This window comes from Shewanella canadensis, from assembly GCF_003966225.1.
Taxonomy (GTDB): Bacteria; Pseudomonadota; Gammaproteobacteria; order Enterobacterales; family Shewanellaceae; genus Shewanella; species Shewanella canadensis.
Map to the genome: position 1 here is coordinate 28,630 of NZ_RXNU01000006.1, position 19,166 is coordinate 47,795.

The window sequence follows — 19,166 nt, forward strand, 5'->3', positions numbered from 1 at the left end:
AAGGTCACCATTAGGTGGCCTTTTTTGTTACTATCCATTCAATATCATCGAATTTTCAATAGTGAGTATTGAACTAGCTATGAAACGTCTCCTGTTTGTATTAGTAGTCCTACTAGGCTTACTTCAATACCAGCTTTGGTTAGGAGTAAATAGCCTACCTGAATCGTTTCACCTGCGAGAGCAGATAGGTTTCCAGCAAGTGAGTAATGCTAAATTAGTCGCGCGAAATCAAGTCTTGCGGGAGGAGATCAGCGACCTTCGCAGTGGTACTGAGGCATTAGAGGAGCGTGCCAGAAATGAATTAGGCATGGTAAAGAAAGGTGAGACATTTTTCCGAGTCGTTGGAGGTCAACGTCAGTCTCTTAATGTTTCAAACCAATAACTCCTCATTATTTTACCGATTAGAAATAGCATGAGCCTTCTAAAATGAATGACAGCCAAGATAAGATTGTCGCTATCGTACCCGCTGCCGGAATTGGTAGCCGAATGGGAGCCGAGATCCCAAAGCAATACCTACTGATTGATGAGAAGACCATTTTACAATTAACATTGGAACTACTGTTAACTCATCCAAAAATAGATCATGTGGTCGTTGCACTTCATCCAGAAGATCAATTTTTTAAAGGCTTACCCCTTTCATCACATCACAAGTTACACACCGTTGTTGGTGGCTGTGAGCGAGCCGATTCAGTTCTCGCTTGCTTGAATCATCTCGGTGGTGATTGTTGGGCTATGGTGCATGATGCCGCTCGCCCCTGTTTGACTCATGGTGATATCGATAAGTTAATTGCATCGCGGCAACGTTTTCCGCAAGGTGCAATTTTAGCGGCGCCGGTTAGGGACACCATGAAACGTGGCAATGCTGACGGAACCGTAAAAGAGACTGTGTGTCGGGAACGGTTATGGCATGCGTTAACCCCTCAGCTTTTTCCGGCTACCCTTCTTAAAGGTAATCTCGAACAAGCGTTAGCTCAGGGGGCTAATATTACCGATGAAGCCTCTGCGATGGAATGGGCCGGAGTGTCTCCGGGATTGGTGGACGGAAGAGTCGATAATATCAAGATCACTCATCCGGATGACCTTTTATTGGCTGGGTTATTCTTAGGGAATGCGAACAGCTTAGAGCGATAATATTTCATTTATTTTTCTAACTGTCGCTGTATTCCAGAGCCGTCCGTATGGCAACGGGCGTTATGAACACAAATATGGATTGCAAATGAATATACGTATAGGTCATGGCTTCGATGTGCATAAATTTGGTGGCGAATCTCCACTCTTGTTAGGCGGGGTTCATATCCCCTATGAGACTGGCCTTATTGCGCACTCGGATGGTGACGTGGTGTTACATGCTATTTCAGATGCAGTTCTAGGAGCCGTTGCGCTTGGAGATATAGGCAAGCATTTTCCCGATACCGATGAAGAGTTTAAGGGAGCCGATAGTCGTCATTTGCTTCGTCATTGTTATCGGTTAGCGAAAGAAAAGGGCTATTCGATAGGTAACCTCGATGTCACTATCATTGCACAAGCTCCTAAAATGTCATCTCATATCGAGGCCATTCGTGCGGTCTTAGCACTCGATTTTGAAACCGATACTGACAATATAAATGTTAAGGCGACAACGACCGAAAAACTCGGGTTTACGGGACGTAAAGAGGGCATTGCCGTTGAAGCCGTTGTGCTTCTCGTTAAGTCAGCCGATTAACTGAACACACTTAATTATACCAATCGGTATAATAGTAACTTGGTACATATGACCGAGATAAAGAGCGACCATGATTGAACTTCATTACTTACACGGTAAACCAGTTTCTAAAGCAGATCTACGTACTCATAACAGCGACTTTCTTGTGCAGGAGATATTACCTTTCGCGCCGACGGGGGAGGGTGAACATCATCTGCTTCATATTCGCAAAGATGGCCTGAACACCGCGGATGTGGCAAAAATTCTGTCGGGTTTCGCTCATGTTCACCCTAAAGAGGTGACCTATGCCGGTCAGAAAGATAAAAATGCGGTCACTGAGCAGTGGTTTGGCGTTCGGATCCCTGGTAAGGAAACACCGGATTGGGCGAGTCTGAACAGTGAGCAACTTACCATCCTTTCGAGCAGCCGACACGGTAAGAAGTTACGTATCGGCGCTTTGGCCGGAAATCGGTTTACTCTGACACTGCGTCAGGTTTCAGATATGGAAGATGTGATTGCCAGAATTGAAAAGATCAAAGAGACCGGCGTGCCTAACTACTTTGGAGAGCAGAGGTTTGGTCATGATGGCAAAAACTTGATCTTTGGTCGTCAGATGTTTGCCGGACGTAAAGTTAAAGATAGAAAAAAAAGCAGTATGTATCTATCTGCGGTGCGTTCCTACCTGTTTAACCTCGTCGTGTCGGCAAGGCTCGCTGAACATGGTTTAGCCAGACTCGATGGTGATAGCGTTATGTTGGCCGGGAGTAAAAGCTATTTTGTTGCAGAGCAATGGGATGAAACGCTACTGAACCGTCTTGCTGAGAAAGACATTCAATTATCTGCTCCAATGTGGGGAAGAGGGGCTGCTTTACCTCAAGGGGAGGCGGCTGAATTTGAATCTAAGGTACTCGCCGAACTTGAACAAGATCGTGATGGCCTGGAACACGCAGGTTTGAGTCAGGAGCGACGGCCCCTGTTATTAGAGCCGCAACATTTCAGTTATCAACAAGAGGGAGATGACGTCTTAGTCATCAAGTTTGCCCTGCCTGCCGGTAGCTTTGCGACCTCGGTATTGAGGGAGCTGTTTGATTATGAAGATGTTAACGACCGCGAATTTCGATTGCGCCAGCAAGCAAGACTAGAGGAATCTACTGCTTAAATAACGAGTCAATTAAGCATAGATTAAAATCAGTATAAAATTGTAAAACCGGGGCCAGTAACTAATGATAAAGATCCTTGTAAGTAATGATGATGGTGTTACGGCGCCGGGCATAAAGGCACTTTCAGATGCTCTATCCACTTCTTATCAGGTGATGACTGTTGGCCCTGACAGAAACTGTTCTGGTGCGAGTAACTCTTTGACCTTGACGAACCCTCTACGTATCAATACCTTAAGCAATGGGTATGTCTCGGTAAGCGGAACGCCAACTGACTGTGTGCATCTTGCCATTCGCGAGCTATACACCGATGAACCCGATATGGTGGTATCAGGTATTAATGCCGGAGCAAACTTAGGTGATGATACCTTGTACTCCGGTACCGTTGCTGCGGCGATGGAAGGACGTTTTCTCGGCTTACCCGCAATTGCGATTTCATTGGTTGGTTCAACGCTTACTCACTATGAGACGGCGGCTCATTTCGCCTGTAAAGTGGTTGCGGGGCTAATGAAGAAACCGATAGCACAAGATCAAATTTTGAATATTAATGTTCCCGACCTTCCCATCAAACAGATAAAAGGGATCAGGGTGACGCGTCTGGGAGCACGGCATAAAGCCGAAGGCATGGTACGCACTCAAGACCCCGCTGGCCGTGATATTTTTTGGTTAGGTCCTCCCGGTGATGAGCAAGATGCCAGTGAAGGCACCGACTTTCATGCCGTGAGCAATGGCTATGTGTCTGTAACGCCATTGACGGTAGACTTGACCGCTTTTGAACAGATCTCAACAATGCAACAATGGATAGATAAGATATGAATGGGGTAGCGACAAAGTCTGCGTTGAATCTAGCGAGAAGCTTGTATGATGCAGGGATTAAAAATGAAGATGTTTTAAAAGCCTTGGCTGATACGCCAAGAGAGATGTTTTTGGATGCGGCGCTTGGTCACAAGGCTTATGAAAATACAGCATTACCCATAGGGCAGGGGCAAACTATCTCTCAACCCTATATTGTCGCAAGAATGACTGAGCTTTTATTGGAAAACGCACCTAAGAGAGTGTTAGAGATTGGTACGGGCTCTGGTTACCAGGCCGCCATCTTAGCTAAGCTCGTTCCTGAACTATGCACGGTTGAACGCATAAAGAGTTTACAAATCCAAGCAAGACTGCGCCTTAAGAGGCTGGATCTTCACAATATCTCTTTTAAGTATGGAGATGGTTGGAAAGGCTGGGCCAATAAAGGGCCGTTCGACTCCATTATGGTTACGGCAGCTGCAAGCAGTGTCCCTGAGGCGCTGCTTACTCAATTAGCGGACAAAGGCGTGCTCGTTATACCTGTAGGGGATGAATCTCAACAATTACTAAAAGTGGTCCGTCATGGCGATACCTTCAGTTCTGAAGTGGTCGAAATGGTTCGATTTGTTCCATTGGTTAATGGTGAACTGGCATAGCGTTCTGCTTGTGGCCGAGAATTATGTTTAGGAGCGTTTTTTGGTAGTTACGTTTAAAAGGTATTGGGGCGGTCTGTTTTTTTGCTTCATATCGCTAATTATAGTCGGCTGCAGCTTTCAGTCTGATAGGCCTGCACCTGTGGCAAGCGTCAATATTCCCGTTAAGACTGCTTATAACAAAGGTTCATTAAAATCTGATTCTTATCGCGTAAAGCAAGGTGATACTCTCTATTCCATAGCGTGGGCATCTAACAATGATTTTATTAAATTAGCTAATAAAAACAAGCTGAAAAAGCCCTATACGATCTTCCCCGGTCAGAAGCTTAACCTCAATTTGACACGCTCTGTTACAAATAGTCAACAGTCTAAAAGTACGTCAAATAATAGTCCGAAAGTTGTACAGCCCATAAAGAAAACCCCTACTAAACAGGAGGATAACGAGCCTTCCTCGGTTCGGGTAGTAAAAGCGACACCGTCAAAAAAATCACTTGATCAACATCACAAGTCTGCGTATTCTGTAACAAGCGGTCAACAAGATGTTAACCGAACTGTCCACAGGCCAACCGATACTCTACCAAAGAAGGTAAGTCGGTGGCAGTGGCCAAGGAGAGGTAAGTTGATTGGCACTTTCTCTGCCAAAGAGCAGGGGAATAAAGGAATTAAGATTACAGGGAATCGTGGTGATATTATAAAATCCGCAGCCGATGGGCGTGTTGTATATGCGGGTAGTGCACTTCGAGGCTATGGAAACTTAGTCATTATCAAACACAGTGATGATTACTTAAGCGCCTACGCACATGCTGATAAGATCTTAGTCAAAGAGAAGCAGTTTGTAACAGTAGGACAAACGCTGGCAAAAATGGGTAGTACAGGTACTGATAGGGTCATGTTACATTTTGAGATCCGTTACCATGGAAAATCTGTTAACCCACTAAAATATTTACCTAAACAATAATGGTTTAGGAGCCAATTTTGGCATTTGGAGGATAGTAAAGTGCAGTAATTTTTGAAAAAATTTGGGAGATCATTTTATGGGTCGTAAAAATAGTACCGCAATAGCGGAGCCTTTAGTGGACTTGTCTAAGAACGAGTCTGATAGTGTCACTAAGAAAGGAAATAAAGCACAAGAAAATGAGCTTGAACAGCAAGTGCAGGGTGATTTACAAAAAAATCTGGATGCTACTCAGCTGTACTTAAGTGAAATTGGTTTTTCCCCCCTACTGAGTGCGGAAGAAGAGGTTTATTTTTCCCGTAAAGCCTTAAAAGGCTGCGGAAAATCTCGTAATCGCATGATAGAAAGTAATCTAAGACTTGTCGTCAAAATTGCCCGTCGTTATAACAATCGTGGTTTAGCGCTATTGGATCTCATTGAAGAGGGAAATCTAGGCTTGATCAGGGCTGTTGAAAAGTTTGATCCCGAGAGAGGTTTCCGTTTTTCAACCTATGCGACTTGGTGGATCAGACAGACTATTGAACGTGCGATAATGAATCAAACCAGAACGATTCGTTTACCTATCCACGTTGTTAAAGAACTCAATGTTTACTTGCGTACTGCCAGAGAGCTAGCACATAAGCTAGATCATGAGCCTACGGCTGAAGAGATTGCAGAAAAGCTTGATCTTCCCAGTGCAGATGTCAGCCGCATGCTAAAGCTAAATGAAAGGATCACTTCAGTAGATACGCCCTTAGGTGGGGATAATGATAAGGCATTACTCGATGTGCTTGCCGATGATGATAGTGTTGGCCCGGACTATAAAGTTCAAGATGAGGATATGTCTAAATCAGTAGTAAAATGGTTAGATGAACTCAATACAAAACAGAGAGAGGTGTTAGCGCGCCGTTTTGGATTGTTGGGATATGAACCATCTACACTTGAAAATGTAGGAAAAGAGATTGGCTTAACCCGAGAGCGAGTTCGTCAGATCCAGGTAGAAGCATTAAAACGACTCAAAGATCTGCTTGGTTCACAGGGATTATCGGTTGAGGCGATTTTTAAAATTTAGAGATGCATGACTACTTAACGCATTTAAGAGTTTTGACTTTTTTAAAAGTAGTTAATGCTCCGATGAGTCCTTATCTCTTTATAATCATATTTATCGGTTTTGGTTCGTCAGTATCTGTATTCGTTGTAGGTAAATGATGATTTTTTCAGGCATCCAATAACTTAAAAGCGCACATTTATGTGCGCTTTTTGTTATTTAGAATAAAATACTTATCCCGATCGGTATTAGTGAGTTAATCGCTTGAGCTCATACAAGATATCGAGTGCTTGTCTTGGGCTCAATTCATCGGGATGTATTTTATCTAATGCATCATTTAAGGCGGAATTTACCGGTTCATCAAATACCATACTCTGTTGATTTGAGCTGGCCGTTGAGTCTACGGCGCTGTTAGTGTCACGACTTTCTAAGTGGTGTAGCTTATGTTTTGCGGCGACAATGACCTTGTTGGGAACCCCAGCCAGTGCAGCGACCTGCAAACCATAACTTTTACTTGCCGCTCCTTCCTGAACTGCGTGCATAAAGACAATCGTGTCACCATGCTCGATAGCGTCAAGATGCACATTTTCAACATTCGACATGAGCTCGGGGAGTTGAGTGAGCTCGAAATAGTGAGTGGCAAATAGGGTCATAGCTTCAATTTTTTGAGCTAAATATTCGGCAGCAGACCAAGCGAGAGAAAGGCCATCATAGGTCGAAGTGCCTCGACCAATCTCATCCATTAATACCAGACTTTCCGGGGTGGCATTATGAAGAATATTTGCCGTTTCAGTCATTTCGACCATAAAGGTTGAACGACCCGAAGCCAGATCGTCTGCTGCGCCAATACGGGTAAATATGCGATCGACAGGGCCGATTATTGCACTCTGGGCGGGGACATAACAACCTATGTGCGCCATTAAAGTGATTAAGGCAACCTGACGCATATAGGTTGATTTACCGCCCATATTTGGCCCGGTTACGATTAACATTTTTCGTGCCGGATTCAAGGTGACCGGATTAGCAATAAATGGTGTTTGGCTTACCTGTTCTACAACCGGGTGACGCCCGGCTTCTATGTGTATACCGGAAGCCAGTGACAGTGTAGGGCAGTTGTAATTCAATGTTTCTGCCCGCTCCGCGAAGTTATTTATCACATCGAGTTCAGCGGCGCCCTGTGCAAAGAGTTGTAAGTCATGAAGCTTAGGCAGTATCTGATCGAATAGTTGTTCCCATAAATGCTTCTCGCGTGCCAGCGCCTTCCCCTGACTAGAGAGGACTTTCTCTTCATGCTCTTTTAGCTCTGCGATGATGTAGCGCTCAGTATTTTTGAGTGTCTGTCTGCGCTGATAGCTCAATGGAACCAGATCAGACTCTCTGCGACTTACCTCAATATAGTAGCCATGGACTCGGTTATAGCCGACCTTAAGTGTCGAGATACCGGTCAGCTCTTTCTCTCTTGCTTCAAGCTCGGATAGATAATCCGTCGCACCTTGGCTAAGTGCCCGCCATTGATCCAGTTCGGTATCGTAGCCCTCTTTCAGTACGCCTCCATCGCGGATAAGCATGGGGGGGTTATCTACAATAGCGCGTTCTAATAGTTCAAGTTCTTCGGGGAATTCGCCGAGCATTCTTGCAAGATGATGCAGATGGGGAGACTGGCAGCTGGCAAGAGATTGCTGAATTTCGGGTAATAAGGATATGGCTTGTTTGAGGCGGGAAAAATCCCTTGGCCGGGCACTACGAAGGGCCAGTCTTGCGATGATCCGCTCGACGTCACCCAGAGCTTTCAGTTGAGATTCCAGCGTCTCGAACAGGCTAGTGTCTAATATCTCTGTGAGTGCACTCTGACGAGACTCGATCTGCTGTCGGTTTCTGAGTGGCTCATGGATCCAGCGCTGAAGCATACGGCTACCCATAGGTGTTGCCGTATTGTCCAGCACCGAGGCCAAGGTGTTTTCATGACCACCTTGGAGGTTGACCGTTAATTCGAGATTACGCCGGGTTGCGGCGTCCAGGACGATACTATCACTCTGATTGAAGTGAACTATCGAATTTATGTGCGGCAGCGCCGTTCGTTGAGTGTCTTTCACATATTGCATTAAACAGCCAGCTGCTTGCAGTGAAAGGCGCGCGTTGTCCAGGCCAAAACCACGGAGATCTTTTGTGCCGAATTGATCAAGGAGTAATTTTTGGCTGGTATCGAAATCAAACTCCCATTCAGGACGTCTGCGTTTACCATTAAAGCCAGAGATTAACCCCATCTCAGAGAAATCTTCGCTATAGAGTAGCTCGGCTGGATTAGTCCGTTGAAGTTCGGCCTCAAGTGCCTCGGTTGAGGCAAGTTCTGCGACGACAAATCGACCCGAACTGATATCTAAGGTGGCGTATCCATATCCACTCTTGCCGTGATAGACGGCCGCGAGCAAGTTGTCTTGTCTTTCCTGCAACAGGGCCTCGTCGGTCAATGTGCCGGGAGTCACGAGGCGCACGACCTTTCTCTCAACTGGTCCTTTAGATGTCGCCGGATCACCGACTTGCTCACAAATAGCGACAGACACCCTGAGTTGGACTAACTTGGCTAAGTATCCTTCAACCGCATGATAAGGGAGGCCCGCCATAGGAATGGGATCGCCGCCACTTTTTCCTCTGGCAGTGAGTGAGATCCCCAATAATTCAGAAGCCTTTTTAGCGTCATCATAAAAAAGTTCATAGAAATCACCCATGCGATAAAAGAGCAGCATCTCCGGATGTTCAGCTTTTAGCGTCAGGTATTGACGCATCATAGGTGTGTGTTTTTCTAAATTTGGGGTATCGATAGCATTCATCTACAGGTCGTCTCTTTTCTGACGTATTAAACAGGCTTTACCAACGAATTGGGCTGCCATAAATAGTTGGCGCCAATATTATCAATATTTTCGACATTGTTGAGCTTTTTGTCGTTAAAAATCGTGAGATTGAATTTTTTTAGCCGTAACAGATGCTTCGATAGTCGAATTAAGTGAGAGAAAAAATAATCATGATCAGTACTTGATACTGTATGATTGTACAGTATACTAGTTTGCATATTGAGACTCCCTGACTGGATATGTTTTTCTGTCTAAGTTAAATCGCGGAGTCAACACGAGATTTATATCAGCGTAATCGCTGTGCCTCTGAGGATATTGAAATGAAGATAGATGCGAACAAAGAGAAAGCACTTAACGCCGTTTTAGGGCAGATCGAAAAGCAATTCGGTAAAGGCTCTATCATGAAGTTGGGCGAGAACCGCTCAATGGATGTTGAGACTATCTCTACCGGTTCACTCTCTCTGGATGTAGCCCTGGGCGCTGGTGGTCTTCCAATGGGACGTATCGTTGAGATTTATGGCCCTGAATCATCGGGTAAAACCACACTGACGCTGGAAGTTATTGCAGCCGCTCAACGTGAAGGTAAAGTGTGTGCCTTTATCGATGCCGAGCATGCACTGGACCCTATCTACGCTAAAAAGTTAGGTGTTGATATCGATAACCTACTTTGTTCTCAACCTGATACCGGTGAGCAAGCGCTAGAGATTTGTGATGCTTTGACTCGCTCTGGTGCCGTCGATGTTATCGTTGTCGATTCCGTTGCGGCATTGACGCCTAAAGCTGAGATTGAAGGTGAGATTGGTGATTCCCATATGGGACTCGCGGCTCGTATGATGAGCCAGGCGATGCGTAAACTTGCGGGTAACCTCAAGCAAACCAACACCATGCTTATTTTTATTAACCAGATTCGTATGAAGATTGGTGTGATGTTCGGTAACCCTGAAACCACCACGGGTGGTAATGCTTTGAAGTTTTATGCTTCGGTTCGTCTCGATATCCGCCGTACCGGTGCCATCAAAGACCGTGATGAAGTGATTGGTAACGAAACTCGAGTCAAAGTTGTTAAAAATAAGATTGCGGCGCCGTTTAGGCAAGCCGAGTTCCAAATATTATATGGTCAAGGTATCAACAGAACTGGCGAACTTGTCGACCTGGGTGTTGCCCATAAGCTTGTTGAAAAAGCGGGTGCCTGGTATAGCTACAAAGGGAATAAGATCGGTCAGGGACGTGCTAACGCCGGTAAGTATCTGATAGAGAACCCTGCCGCTGCACAGGAAATTGATACAGCACTTCGTGCCTTACTGTTAACACCGGCAGGCCCTGTTGCAGAATCGGCGACCGGAGATGAAAACATCGATCTTGAAACGGGTGAAGTGTTTTAATCACGCCAGTGAGTTAAGCGTTTAAACGTTTAAATGAGTAAAGCTGAAAGCCACTTGGCACACTATTTCGCGGTTGCGCAACTTGCGCGCCGCGATTTTTTTGTTTAATTTCATAGCAAACTCAAGGGCTTTGAAGCTGTTGAGATTGAAGCTAATAGTTATTCTCGGCAACAAGCTCCTGCGTTGCTCTGAATTGATAACAATATTTATTGATACTGGTATTAGCATTCCCAAGCAAATATTTTACCGCTTTAAAACTTAGAATCTCTTCAAGAGTGGCACTTTCCCCCCCCCTTTGCGGCTTTGTGTTCCTAAAACTCTGGTTGTTATCATTTAGACTGATTATAATGTTCGGCTAAATAGAATGTCGGTGATTTTAAAAATCACTGTTAGCCTTAATCTTATTCAGGATGATTTCATGTATCAAACCACTGCAGCGCTAAGAAGTGCTTTCTTAGAGTATTTCCGTACTAACGGTCATCAGGTTGTGGACAGTAGTTCACTGGTACCTGTAAACGATCCAACCTTGCTGTTTACTAATGCAGGTATGAACCAGTTTAAAGATGTATTTCTGGGTGAAGATAAACGCAGTTATACGCGTGCGACCTCGTCTCAGCGCTGTGTTCGCGCCGGTGGTAAACACAACGACTTAGATAATGTGGGTTACACGGCTCGTCACCATACATTCTTTGAGATGCTGGGTAACTTTAGCTTTGGTGATTACTTTAAGCGTGAGGCAATCAGTTTTGCATGGAATTTTCTTACTCAAGAGTTAAAGCTACCTAAAGAACGTCTATGTGTCACTATCTATGAGACAGATAATGAAGCCTATGATATCTGGACTAAAGAGATCGGCGTACCTGCTGAAAACCTTATCCGCATAGGTGACAATAAAGGCGCACCATATGCGTCAGACAACTTCTGGCAGATGGGTGATACCGGACCTTGTGGTCCATGTTCTGAAATCTTTTATGACCACGGTGACCACATCTGGGGCGGACGCCCGGGGACGCCGGAAGAAGATGGTGATAGATTTATTGAGATCTGGAACATCGTTTTCATGCAGTACAATCGCCAATCTAACGGTGAAATGTTGCCGCTACCTAAGCCTTCTGTGGATACCGGTATGGGTATCGAGCGTATCGCTGCCATTATGCAGGGCGTTCACTCTAATTATGAAATTGATATATTCCAGGCGCTGATTAAGAAAACGGCCGAAATATTATCGGTTACGGATTTAGAAAATAAATCACTGCGTGTTATCTCCGATCACATCCGCTCATGCGCTTTCTTAATTGCAGATGGTGTGATGCCTTCAAACGAAGGTCGGGGTTATGTTCTTCGTCGTATTATTCGTCGCGCGGTTCGTCACGGTAATAAACTTGGCGCTAGTGATTCCTTCTTCTATAAGCTGGTCCCAACCCTAATTGAAGTTATGGGCGATGCGGCTAAAGGGTTAGTGGCAACTCAGGCTATCGTTGAAAAATCATTGAAAGCCGAAGAGGAGCAGTTTGCTCGTACACTCGAGCGTGGTCTGGGCATTCTCGATGGCGCTCTAAACGCACTGAAAGGTGATGTATTAGATGGTGAAACGGCATTTAAGCTTTACGATACCTATGGTTTTCCGGTCGACTTGACCGCGGATGTCTGTCGTGAGCGTGAGATCACCGTCGATGAGGCGGGTTTTGAGACCGCGATGGCAGAGCAGAGAACTCGAGCTCAGGCTGCAGGACAGTTCAATACCGATTACAATGATTCACTGAAAATTGATGAGCATACGCACTTTTCCGGTTATACCGAATTAACTGCTGCGGGAAAAATTACCGCTATCTATAAGGCGGGTGTATCTGTCGACTCATTGAGCGTCGCAGAGGAAGCGGTTATTGTTCTCGACAGCACACCTTTTTATGGTGAGTCAGGCGGTCAATGTGGTGACAGAGGTGTATTGTCGGCTAAAGGTATCGAATTTAATGTGAAGGATACTCAAAAGTACGGTCAAGCCGTTGGGCATCAGGGAACGTTAACGTCAGGTACTTTATCTGTTGGTGATAGCTTAGAAGCTAACGTTGATAAAAAGCTGCGTCATCGTACCGAGTTGAACCACTCTGTGACTCACTTACTTCATGCCGCATTGCGCCAGTTATTGGGCACACACGTGAGTCAGAAGGGCTCACTGGTTGACTCAGAAAGATTGCGATTCGATTTTTCTCATTTCGAGGGTGTTAAGCCTGAGGAGTTGAAGGCGGTCGAAGAACTTGTTAATACTCAAATCCGTAGAAACCACAAGCTTAGTGCCGAAGTGATGGATATGGACCAAGCGAAGGAGAAGGGGGCTATGGCGCTCTTCGGTGAGAAGTATACCGACGAAGTCAGAGTTGTCACTATGGGTGACTTCTCTATTGAGCTTTGTGGTGGTACTCACGTTGGTCGCACCGGTGATATCGGACTGTTTAAGATCACCTCTGAAGGTGGTATCGCTGCAGGCGTGCGTCGTATCGAAGCGGTAACCGGTGCGGCTGCTATGGCTTATGTTGCAGCGCAAAAAGCGGAGTTAGACCAGGCGGCGGCTTTACTTAAGGCCGATAGCGCATCTGTGGTATCTAAACTTAAGGCACAGCTCGATCGCACTAAGCTGCTTGAAAAAGAGTTGTCTCAGCTTAAAGATAAGCTTGCAGCGGCTACCAGTGCCGATTTAGCGGGTGAAGCCCAGCAGATCAACGGTGTCAATGTGCTGGTTAAAAAGCTCGACGGTGTCGAAGCTGGTGCGCTACGAGGTTTGCAAGATGAGCTTAAGCAGAAGCTTGGCTCGGGCATCGTCGTTCTCGGTATAGCTGGAGAGGCGAAAGTTAACCTTATCGTGGGTGTAACCAAAGATCTGACCTCTAAAGTTAAGGCCGGTGAGCTGGTCGCTTCGATTGCATCGCAAGTCGGTGGTAAAGGCGGCGGTCGACCCGATATGGCGCAAGCGGGTGGTAGCCAACCTGAGAACCTGGATAGTGCCTTAGAGCAAGTTATCCCATGGCTCACTGAGCGTTTGGCTTAACCTTTAGCTTTGTCTGTTTAAAAGCGCTTCAGGTCTCTGAAGCGCTTTTTTTATGTAGGACCTGCTTCAGCCGGGAATGGATTATACAAATACAGGCAGATGCTTCGCGGCTTAAGCCCGCTCCTACAAGGGAAGGGTAACTCGCTTGTGTAGGACCGTAGTTAGCCGAGAATGGATGATACAAATACAGGCAGATGCTTCGCGGCTGAACGAGCTCCTACAAGGGAAGGGGAAATCGCATGTGTAGGACCGTAGTTAGCCGGGAATGGATGATAAAAATACAGGCAGAAGCTTCGCGGCTGAAGCATGCTCCTACAAGGGAAGGGGGATTCGTGTTTTGTAACCGTTTGACGATGTTAATGTAGGGTTTGTTAAAGTAATGGATAGCCAATGGTTCTATCTGAATGATAAAGGGCTTTGCTCCTTGGGTAATGGTAGATTTAATGCTAGCTTAACCATAGAGTCTGGCATTAGCTTAGCTACTGCTAAGGGCCCTATCATGTTATCTGGTGCTGTTCGGGGGCTATATCACGCTTTTGAATTAAATAAGCTGCATTTTAATGATGGAATTCGGTAAGAGTACTATTAATTTGTACTAAGCTAACCTTATAATACGTATATATAACGGATTAGTGCCGTATAGAGCAGAATTTGGAACTAAAGGAGTAAACGAATGCTGATATTGACTCGTCGTGTTGGTGAAACACTGATGATTGGTGATGAAGTAACTGTCACTGTTTTAGGCGTTAAAGGTAATCAAGTACGTATTGGTGTGAATGCACCTAAAGAAGTCTCGGTACATCGTGAAGAGATCTACCAGCGCATTCAGTCTGAAAAAGCTGGCAACCCTTCTGAAGGTGGCAATTTTTAGTCTAGCCTGCACAAGATTAGTCTTTAAATAGAGAAGTCAGTTAATTGCTGGCTTTTTTGCTTTCTGGCATTAGTGAATCTTAAATATCAGATGTGGTGTCTCTCTGTGTTCCGCGACTATAGGGGTATAGGAGGTACGAGTCCATATATGGCGAAGGGAGAATAATGCAGGAGCAATTATCTAGAGCGAAGCACGACTGAATGGATTCAGGAGGTAGAGTAACGCATGGAGCAGTTACCGAGGATGCTAGAGCCGAGGAGCAATTATCGAGTGTACCTCGTGGTTCTGCTACCAAGAAGCAAATAGAGTCTTTGCCTATATTGACTCGATTCCCGCTGAATGATCAGATATTTAATAGGATTGGTATATTATTTGTTTGATCTGTTTAAAAACACTCCAAACAGAAATGCTTTATGAGAAATGGTTTGACTTATTTTCTTCAAACAGTAATATGTGCGCCAAGAAACGGAGAGGTGGCCGAGTGGCCGAAGGCGCTCCCCTGCTAAGGGAGTATGGGCTTTAAATCCCATCGAGGGTTCGAATCCCTCCCTCTCCGCCATTTCTTACTTGCAAATACGTTGCGGATGTAGCTCAGCTGGATAGAGTACCTGGCTACGAACCAGGCGGTCGGAGGTTCGACTCCTCCCATCCGCACCATTTTGTAAGATGACGGGATATATTGAAACGCGTTGCGGATGTAGCTCAGCTGGATAGAGTACCTGGCTACGAACCAGGCGGTCGGAGGTTCGACTCCTCCCATCCGCACCATTCAATATGAAAAATCGAAAAAAGTTTTATTTGTGCGGATGTAGCTCAGCTGGATAGAGTACCTGGCTACGAACCAGGCGGTCGGAGGTTCGACTCCTCCCATCCGCACCATATTTAGCTTCTCGTTGATGGTTAACTAGAGGTGAAATTGCCTGTTTACAGGTGTTAGTAAAAAAATAATATTTGCGGATGTAGCTCAGCTGGATAGAGTACCTGGCTACGAACCAGGCGGTCGGAGGTTCGACTCCTCCCATCCGCACCATTTATTAGTAAGTTTAGGAGAGGTGGCCGAGTGGCCGAAGGCGCTCCCCTGCTAAGGGAGTATGGGCTTTAAATCCCATCGAGGGTTCGAATCCCTCCCTCTCCGCCATTACAAATAAGCCCGTTGATGTAATCAACGGGTTTTTTTGTGGCTTAAGGTAGTTATGACTATTTATAGTTTTAATCCATAGGCTGTGTAAATCGGTTTTGAATTGTAAAAGAAAGACTTGCGCGTGTAGCTCAGCTGGATAGAGTACCTGGCTACGAACCAGGCGGTCGGAGGTTCGACTCCTCCCACGCGCACCATCTCTTTTAGATTAAGTCAATAATCGGTGTTAAAGTGTTATTTGTGCGGATGTAGCTCAGCTGGATAGAGTACCTGGCTACGAACCAGGCGGTCGGAGGTTCGACTCCTCCCATCCGCACCATATTTAGTTTCTTGTTGATGATTAACCAGAAGCAAAGTTGCCTGTTTACAGGTGTTAGTGAAAAAAGTTTTATCTGTGCGGATGTAGCTCAGCTGGATAGAGTACCTGGCTACGAACCAGGCGGTCGGAGGTTCGACTCCTCCCATCCGCACCATATTTAGTTTCTTGTTGATGATTAACCAGAAGCAAAGTTGCCTGTTTACAGGTGTTAGTGAAAAAAGTTTTATCTGTGCGGATGTAGCTCAGCTGGATAGAGTACCTGGCTACGAACCAGGCGGTCGGAGGTTCGACTCCTCCCATCCGCACCATATTTAGTTTCTTGTTGATGATTAACCAGAAGCAAAGTTGCCTGCTTACAGGTGTTAGTGAAAAAAGTTTTATTTGTGCGGATGTAGCTCAGCTGGATAGAGTACCTGGCTACGAACCAGGCGGTCGGAGGTTCGACTCCTCCCATCCGCACCATATTTAGCTTCTCGTTGATGGTTAACTAGAGGTGAAATTGCCTGTTTACAGGTGTTAGTGAAAAAATGATATTTGCGGATGTAGCTCAGCTGGATAGAGTACCTGGCTACGAACCAGGCGGTCGGAGGTTCGACTCCTCCCATCCGCACCATTTATTTTGAAAGTTTCGGAGAGGTGGCCGAGTGGCCGAAGGCGCTCCCCTGCTAAGGGAGTATGGGCTTTAAATCCCATCGAGGGTTCGAATCCCTCCCTCTCCGCCATTAAGCCCGTTGATAATATCAATGGGCTTTTTTGTATCTATCTCTTTCCTCTTTCCTCTTTCCTCTTACCCCCTTTTCTTACCTCTCACCTCTTACCTCATCACTTTCTTAAAGTACTGCATAACTTTTCAATCTGGTCTTTTTTTGTCCTTTATTTCGAATTCAATTTCTATCTCTTCGCTGCTCCATTTACTAAAAAGTAATGAGAAATACTTGGCAGTTAATGATTCCTCATAAATGTCTCGTTTAAATTAGTGAATTCTCTTCGTTGGCGGTTTTGTTTTGTCATTATTGGTATGACCAATTTACAAGGTGCTCGCAATTTTGTTATAGATTAGTTATTGTTTTTCCCGTGAACAGCGAAAATTTACTCTAATAATGGATGGATTTTGTCATTCACTTGGTGCTTTTTAGGCCTCAATTGAATAAAAAGCTACCTGATGGTGCTATATATTCAGTGTTGGAGTAACTTTGATACAGAGGGTGATATGAATTCGATATCTGAACAAATTATTGAAGCACTTGGCATCATGCTTTTAGGCATGGGGCTGGTTTTCGTGTTTCTAACCGTGCTGATCTTAGGCGTTAAGTTGGTGGCTTACAAATTTGCCCCACAGCCGATCGGACATAAGGCGCTAGCTGAAAATAGCGATACAGCTTCCGCGCAGGGCGTCGATCCCCTGATGGTTGCGGTTATCACTTCAGCCATTCACCAATATCGTGCAAAAGCATAATAAAAAATACTAGTAGGGAGTTTTTATGAGCAAGCCACTTGCGTTAACTGATGTCGTCTTACGAGATGCACATCAATCAATCCTCGCCACTCGTCTTCGCACCGAGGATATGCTCCCCATTGCACCACTGTTAGACAAAGTCGGTTTCTGGTCTTTGGAGTCTTGGGGCGGGGCTACATTCGACTCCTGTATTCGCTACTTGGGTGAAGATCCTTGGGAGCGGCTCAGAGAGCTAAAGAAAGCGATGCCAAATACGCCACAGCAGATGTTACTTCGTGGGCAAAATCTGCTTGGTTACCGTCATTATGCAGACGATCTGGTACATAAGTTTGTCGAAAGGGCGCACATTAACGGCGTGGATGTCTTTCGAATCTTCGATGCCATGAACGATGTTCGCAATCTTGAAACCGCAGTAAAGTCCGTTATTGAAGTTGGCGCACATGCGCAGGGCACTATCTCCTATACTACCAGCCCGGTGCATACCCTCGAGACCTGGATCGACATGGCTAAACGTCTGGAAGATATGGGGTGCCATTCATTATGCATTAAAGATATGGCGGGATTGCTTAAGCCCTATGATGCGTTCGATATGATTAGTCAGATTAAATCTCAGACCGATCTGCTCGTTTCAATGCAGTGTCATGCAACGACAGGTTTAAGTTCGGCGACATACCTAAAGGCCATTGAGGCTGGAATTGACGTGCTGGACACGGCTATTTCGCCGATGAGCCAGACCTATGGACACAGTGCAACAGAGACCTTAGTTGCCATGATGGAAGGGACAGAGAGAGCCACAGGTTACGATATGGCTCTGCTCGAAGAGATAGCCGCTTACTTTAGAGTCGTACGAAAGAAGTATGCTCAGTTTGAAGGTGAGTTAAAGGGGATCGATTCCCGTATTCTACGTGCTCAGGTACCAGGCGGCATGTTAACTAACATGGAAAGTCAGCTTAAAGAGCAAGGGGCTGGTGATAAATTAGATCAAGTACTGGAGGAGATCCCAAGAGTACGTGAAGATTTAGGTTTCCTGCCATTGGTTACTCCCACATCGCAGATTGTAGGCACCCAAGCTGTGATTAATGTGTTGACCGGAGAACGTTATAAGTCGCTGACTAAAGAGACCGAAGGCGTGCTTAAAGGAGAATATGGTGCGACACCAGCGCCTGTCAATGCAGCACTTCAAGCCAAGGTTTTAGATGGTTCTGAGGCTATCACCTGCCGTCCCGCAGATCTGTTGACTCCCGAGTTTGAAAATCTTAGTGCCGAACTTGTTGAGAAGGCGCGCAGCGAAGGGCTTACATTGGCTAAAGAGTTAGCCGATGACGTGTTGACTTATGCGCTGTTTCCGCAAGTAGGCCTTAAGTTCATCAAGAATCGTAATGACCCCGATATGTTCGAGCCTAAGCCCGAGTGTGCGGCGCAAGTTAAGGCGCCAGCGAGTTCTGTAACGGCTTCGGGTACTGAGCGCGGACCCGAGACATACACGGTAAACGTACAGGGCCAAAGTTTCGTTGTTCAGGTCTCTCCCGGTGGCGATATCAATCAAATCACCCCCAGTGAGAATGTGGTACCTTTCGTGGCACCTCAAATCAGTACTGCTGTGTCTCAAGCGCCTGCGGGCGAAATCAAATTAGAGATGAATGCCCCCTTGTCCGGCAATATATTTAAGGTCAATGTTCAAACCGGCGATGCCGTTCGCGAAGGTGATGTGGTTATTATCTTAGAAGCGATGAAGATGGAAACTGAAATCAGGGCCCAGGCTGATGGTGTCATCAGCAAAGTATGGGTAAAAGAGGGGGATTCTGTCTCCGTTGGTAATCAATTGCTTGGTATAGCTTAGGAG

14 protein-coding genes and 13 tRNA genes are annotated in these 19,166 nt (G+C 45.7%); 26 read left to right on the forward strand and 1 reads right to left on the reverse strand.

Annotated elements, in window-relative coordinates; translation table 11 throughout:
* Positions 1 to 79 precede the first annotated feature (79 nt).
* From ftsB to rpoS, 8 genes are all read left to right on the forward strand, one after another.
* A complete protein-coding gene (gene ftsB / locus EKG38_RS12520; protein WP_126520599.1) occupies positions 80 to 382 on the forward strand; it encodes a cell division protein FtsB in 303 nt (100 codons plus the stop codon).
* 44 nt (positions 383 to 426) lie between these two features.
* Positions 427 to 1,131 (forward strand): 2-C-methyl-D-erythritol 4-phosphate cytidylyltransferase, encoded by a 705-nt coding sequence (gene ispD, locus EKG38_RS12525; protein ID WP_126520600.1) that lies wholly within the window; start codon positions 427 to 429, stop codon positions 1,129 to 1,131.
* Between the two features lie 85 nt (positions 1,132 to 1,216).
* On the forward strand, positions 1,217 to 1,702 hold the full coding sequence (gene ispF, locus EKG38_RS12530; RefSeq protein WP_126520601.1) for a 2-C-methyl-D-erythritol 2,4-cyclodiphosphate synthase: 486 nt from the start codon (positions 1,217 to 1,219) through the stop codon (positions 1,700 to 1,702).
* A gap of 70 nt (positions 1,703 to 1,772) precedes the next feature.
* Positions 1,773 to 2,840 carry a tRNA pseudouridine(13) synthase TruD gene (gene truD / locus EKG38_RS12535; RefSeq protein WP_126520602.1) on the forward strand — a complete coding sequence of 356 codons (1,068 nt, stop codon included), beginning with the start codon at positions 1,773 to 1,775 and terminating at the stop codon, positions 2,838 to 2,840.
* 64 nt (positions 2,841 to 2,904) lie between these two features.
* A complete protein-coding gene (surE, locus tag EKG38_RS12540) occupies positions 2,905 to 3,654 on the forward strand; it encodes a 5'/3'-nucleotidase SurE (RefSeq protein ID WP_126520603.1) in 750 nt (249 codons plus the stop codon).
* Positions 3,651 to 4,286, forward strand: coding sequence for a protein-L-isoaspartate(D-aspartate) O-methyltransferase (locus EKG38_RS12545; protein ID WP_126520604.1), 636 nt, complete (start codon positions 3,651 to 3,653; stop codon positions 4,284 to 4,286). The genes surE and EKG38_RS12545 overlap by 4 nt, the downstream gene beginning before the upstream one ends.
* Positions 4,287 to 4,326: 40 nt before the next feature.
* Positions 4,327 to 5,241: a peptidoglycan DD-metalloendopeptidase family protein gene (locus tag EKG38_RS12550; protein WP_126520605.1), complete on the forward strand. Its 915-nt coding sequence runs from the start codon at positions 4,327 to 4,329 to the stop codon at positions 5,239 to 5,241.
* A gap of 76 nt (positions 5,242 to 5,317) precedes the next feature.
* Complete coding sequence (gene rpoS, locus EKG38_RS12555) at positions 5,318 to 6,289, forward strand: RNA polymerase sigma factor RpoS (protein ID WP_126520606.1); 972 nt, start codon at positions 5,318 to 5,320, stop codon at positions 6,287 to 6,289.
* 224 nt (positions 6,290 to 6,513) lie between these two features.
* Here the strand turns inward: rpoS and mutS are convergent, their stop codons facing one another.
* Entirely contained in the window at positions 6,514 to 9,093 is a 2,580-nt protein-coding gene (gene mutS / locus EKG38_RS12560; protein ID WP_126520607.1) for a DNA mismatch repair protein MutS, read from the reverse strand.
* Positions 9,094 to 9,434: 341 nt separating this feature from the next.
* On the opposite strand from mutS, the gene recA reads away from it, so the two are divergent.
* The 18 genes from recA (at position 9,435) to oadA (ending at position 19,163) form a co-directional block, all read left to right on the forward strand.
* Positions 9,435 to 10,496 (forward strand): recombinase RecA, encoded by a 1,062-nt coding sequence (recA, locus tag EKG38_RS12565; RefSeq protein ID WP_126520608.1) that lies wholly within the window; start codon positions 9,435 to 9,437, stop codon positions 10,494 to 10,496.
* A 418-nt stretch (positions 10,497 to 10,914) separates the two neighbouring features.
* On the forward strand, positions 10,915 to 13,539 hold the full coding sequence (gene alaS, locus EKG38_RS12570) for an alanine--tRNA ligase (RefSeq protein WP_126520609.1): 2,625 nt from the start codon (positions 10,915 to 10,917) through the stop codon (positions 13,537 to 13,539).
* A 673-nt stretch (positions 13,540 to 14,212) separates the two neighbouring features.
* Positions 14,213 to 14,410 (forward strand): carbon storage regulator CsrA, encoded by a 198-nt coding sequence (csrA, locus tag EKG38_RS12575; RefSeq protein WP_012141666.1) that lies wholly within the window; start codon positions 14,213 to 14,215, stop codon positions 14,408 to 14,410.
* Positions 14,411 to 14,877: 467 nt separating this feature from the next.
* Positions 14,878 to 14,969 (forward strand) — tRNA-Ser (locus EKG38_RS12580).
* A 21-nt stretch (positions 14,970 to 14,990) separates the two neighbouring features.
* Positions 14,991 to 15,067, forward strand: a tRNA-Arg gene (locus EKG38_RS12585).
* 34 nt (positions 15,068 to 15,101) lie between these two features.
* Positions 15,102 to 15,178: transfer RNA gene (locus EKG38_RS12590), tRNA-Arg, on the forward strand.
* Positions 15,179 to 15,212: 34 nt separating this feature from the next.
* A tRNA-Arg gene (locus tag EKG38_RS12595) sits at positions 15,213 to 15,289 on the forward strand.
* A gap of 74 nt (positions 15,290 to 15,363) precedes the next feature.
* A tRNA-Arg gene (locus tag EKG38_RS12600) sits at positions 15,364 to 15,440 on the forward strand.
* Between the two features lie 16 nt (positions 15,441 to 15,456).
* Positions 15,457 to 15,548 (forward strand) — tRNA-Ser (locus EKG38_RS12605).
* A gap of 120 nt (positions 15,549 to 15,668) precedes the next feature.
* A tRNA-Arg gene (locus EKG38_RS12610) sits at positions 15,669 to 15,745 on the forward strand.
* 45 nt (positions 15,746 to 15,790) lie between these two features.
* Positions 15,791 to 15,867, forward strand: a tRNA-Arg gene (locus tag EKG38_RS12615).
* 77 nt (positions 15,868 to 15,944) lie between these two features.
* Positions 15,945 to 16,021: transfer RNA gene (locus EKG38_RS12620), tRNA-Arg, on the forward strand.
* A 77-nt stretch (positions 16,022 to 16,098) separates the two neighbouring features.
* Positions 16,099 to 16,175: transfer RNA gene (locus EKG38_RS12625), tRNA-Arg, on the forward strand.
* A gap of 77 nt (positions 16,176 to 16,252) precedes the next feature.
* A tRNA-Arg gene (locus tag EKG38_RS12630) sits at positions 16,253 to 16,329 on the forward strand.
* A gap of 74 nt (positions 16,330 to 16,403) precedes the next feature.
* Positions 16,404 to 16,480: transfer RNA gene (locus tag EKG38_RS12635), tRNA-Arg, on the forward strand.
* A gap of 17 nt (positions 16,481 to 16,497) precedes the next feature.
* Positions 16,498 to 16,589: transfer RNA gene (locus EKG38_RS12640), tRNA-Ser, on the forward strand.
* Between the two features lie 488 nt (positions 16,590 to 17,077).
* The gene (locus EKG38_RS12645; RefSeq protein WP_126520610.1) at positions 17,078 to 17,323 is read left to right on the forward strand and encodes an OadG family protein; all 246 of its coding nucleotides are present in this window, start codon (positions 17,078 to 17,080) and stop codon (positions 17,321 to 17,323) included.
* Positions 17,324 to 17,348: 25 nt separating this feature from the next.
* Entirely contained in the window at positions 17,349 to 19,163 is a 1,815-nt protein-coding gene (gene oadA / locus EKG38_RS12650) for a sodium-extruding oxaloacetate decarboxylase subunit alpha (RefSeq protein WP_126520611.1), read from the forward strand.
* Positions 19,164 to 19,166 lie beyond the last annotated feature (3 nt).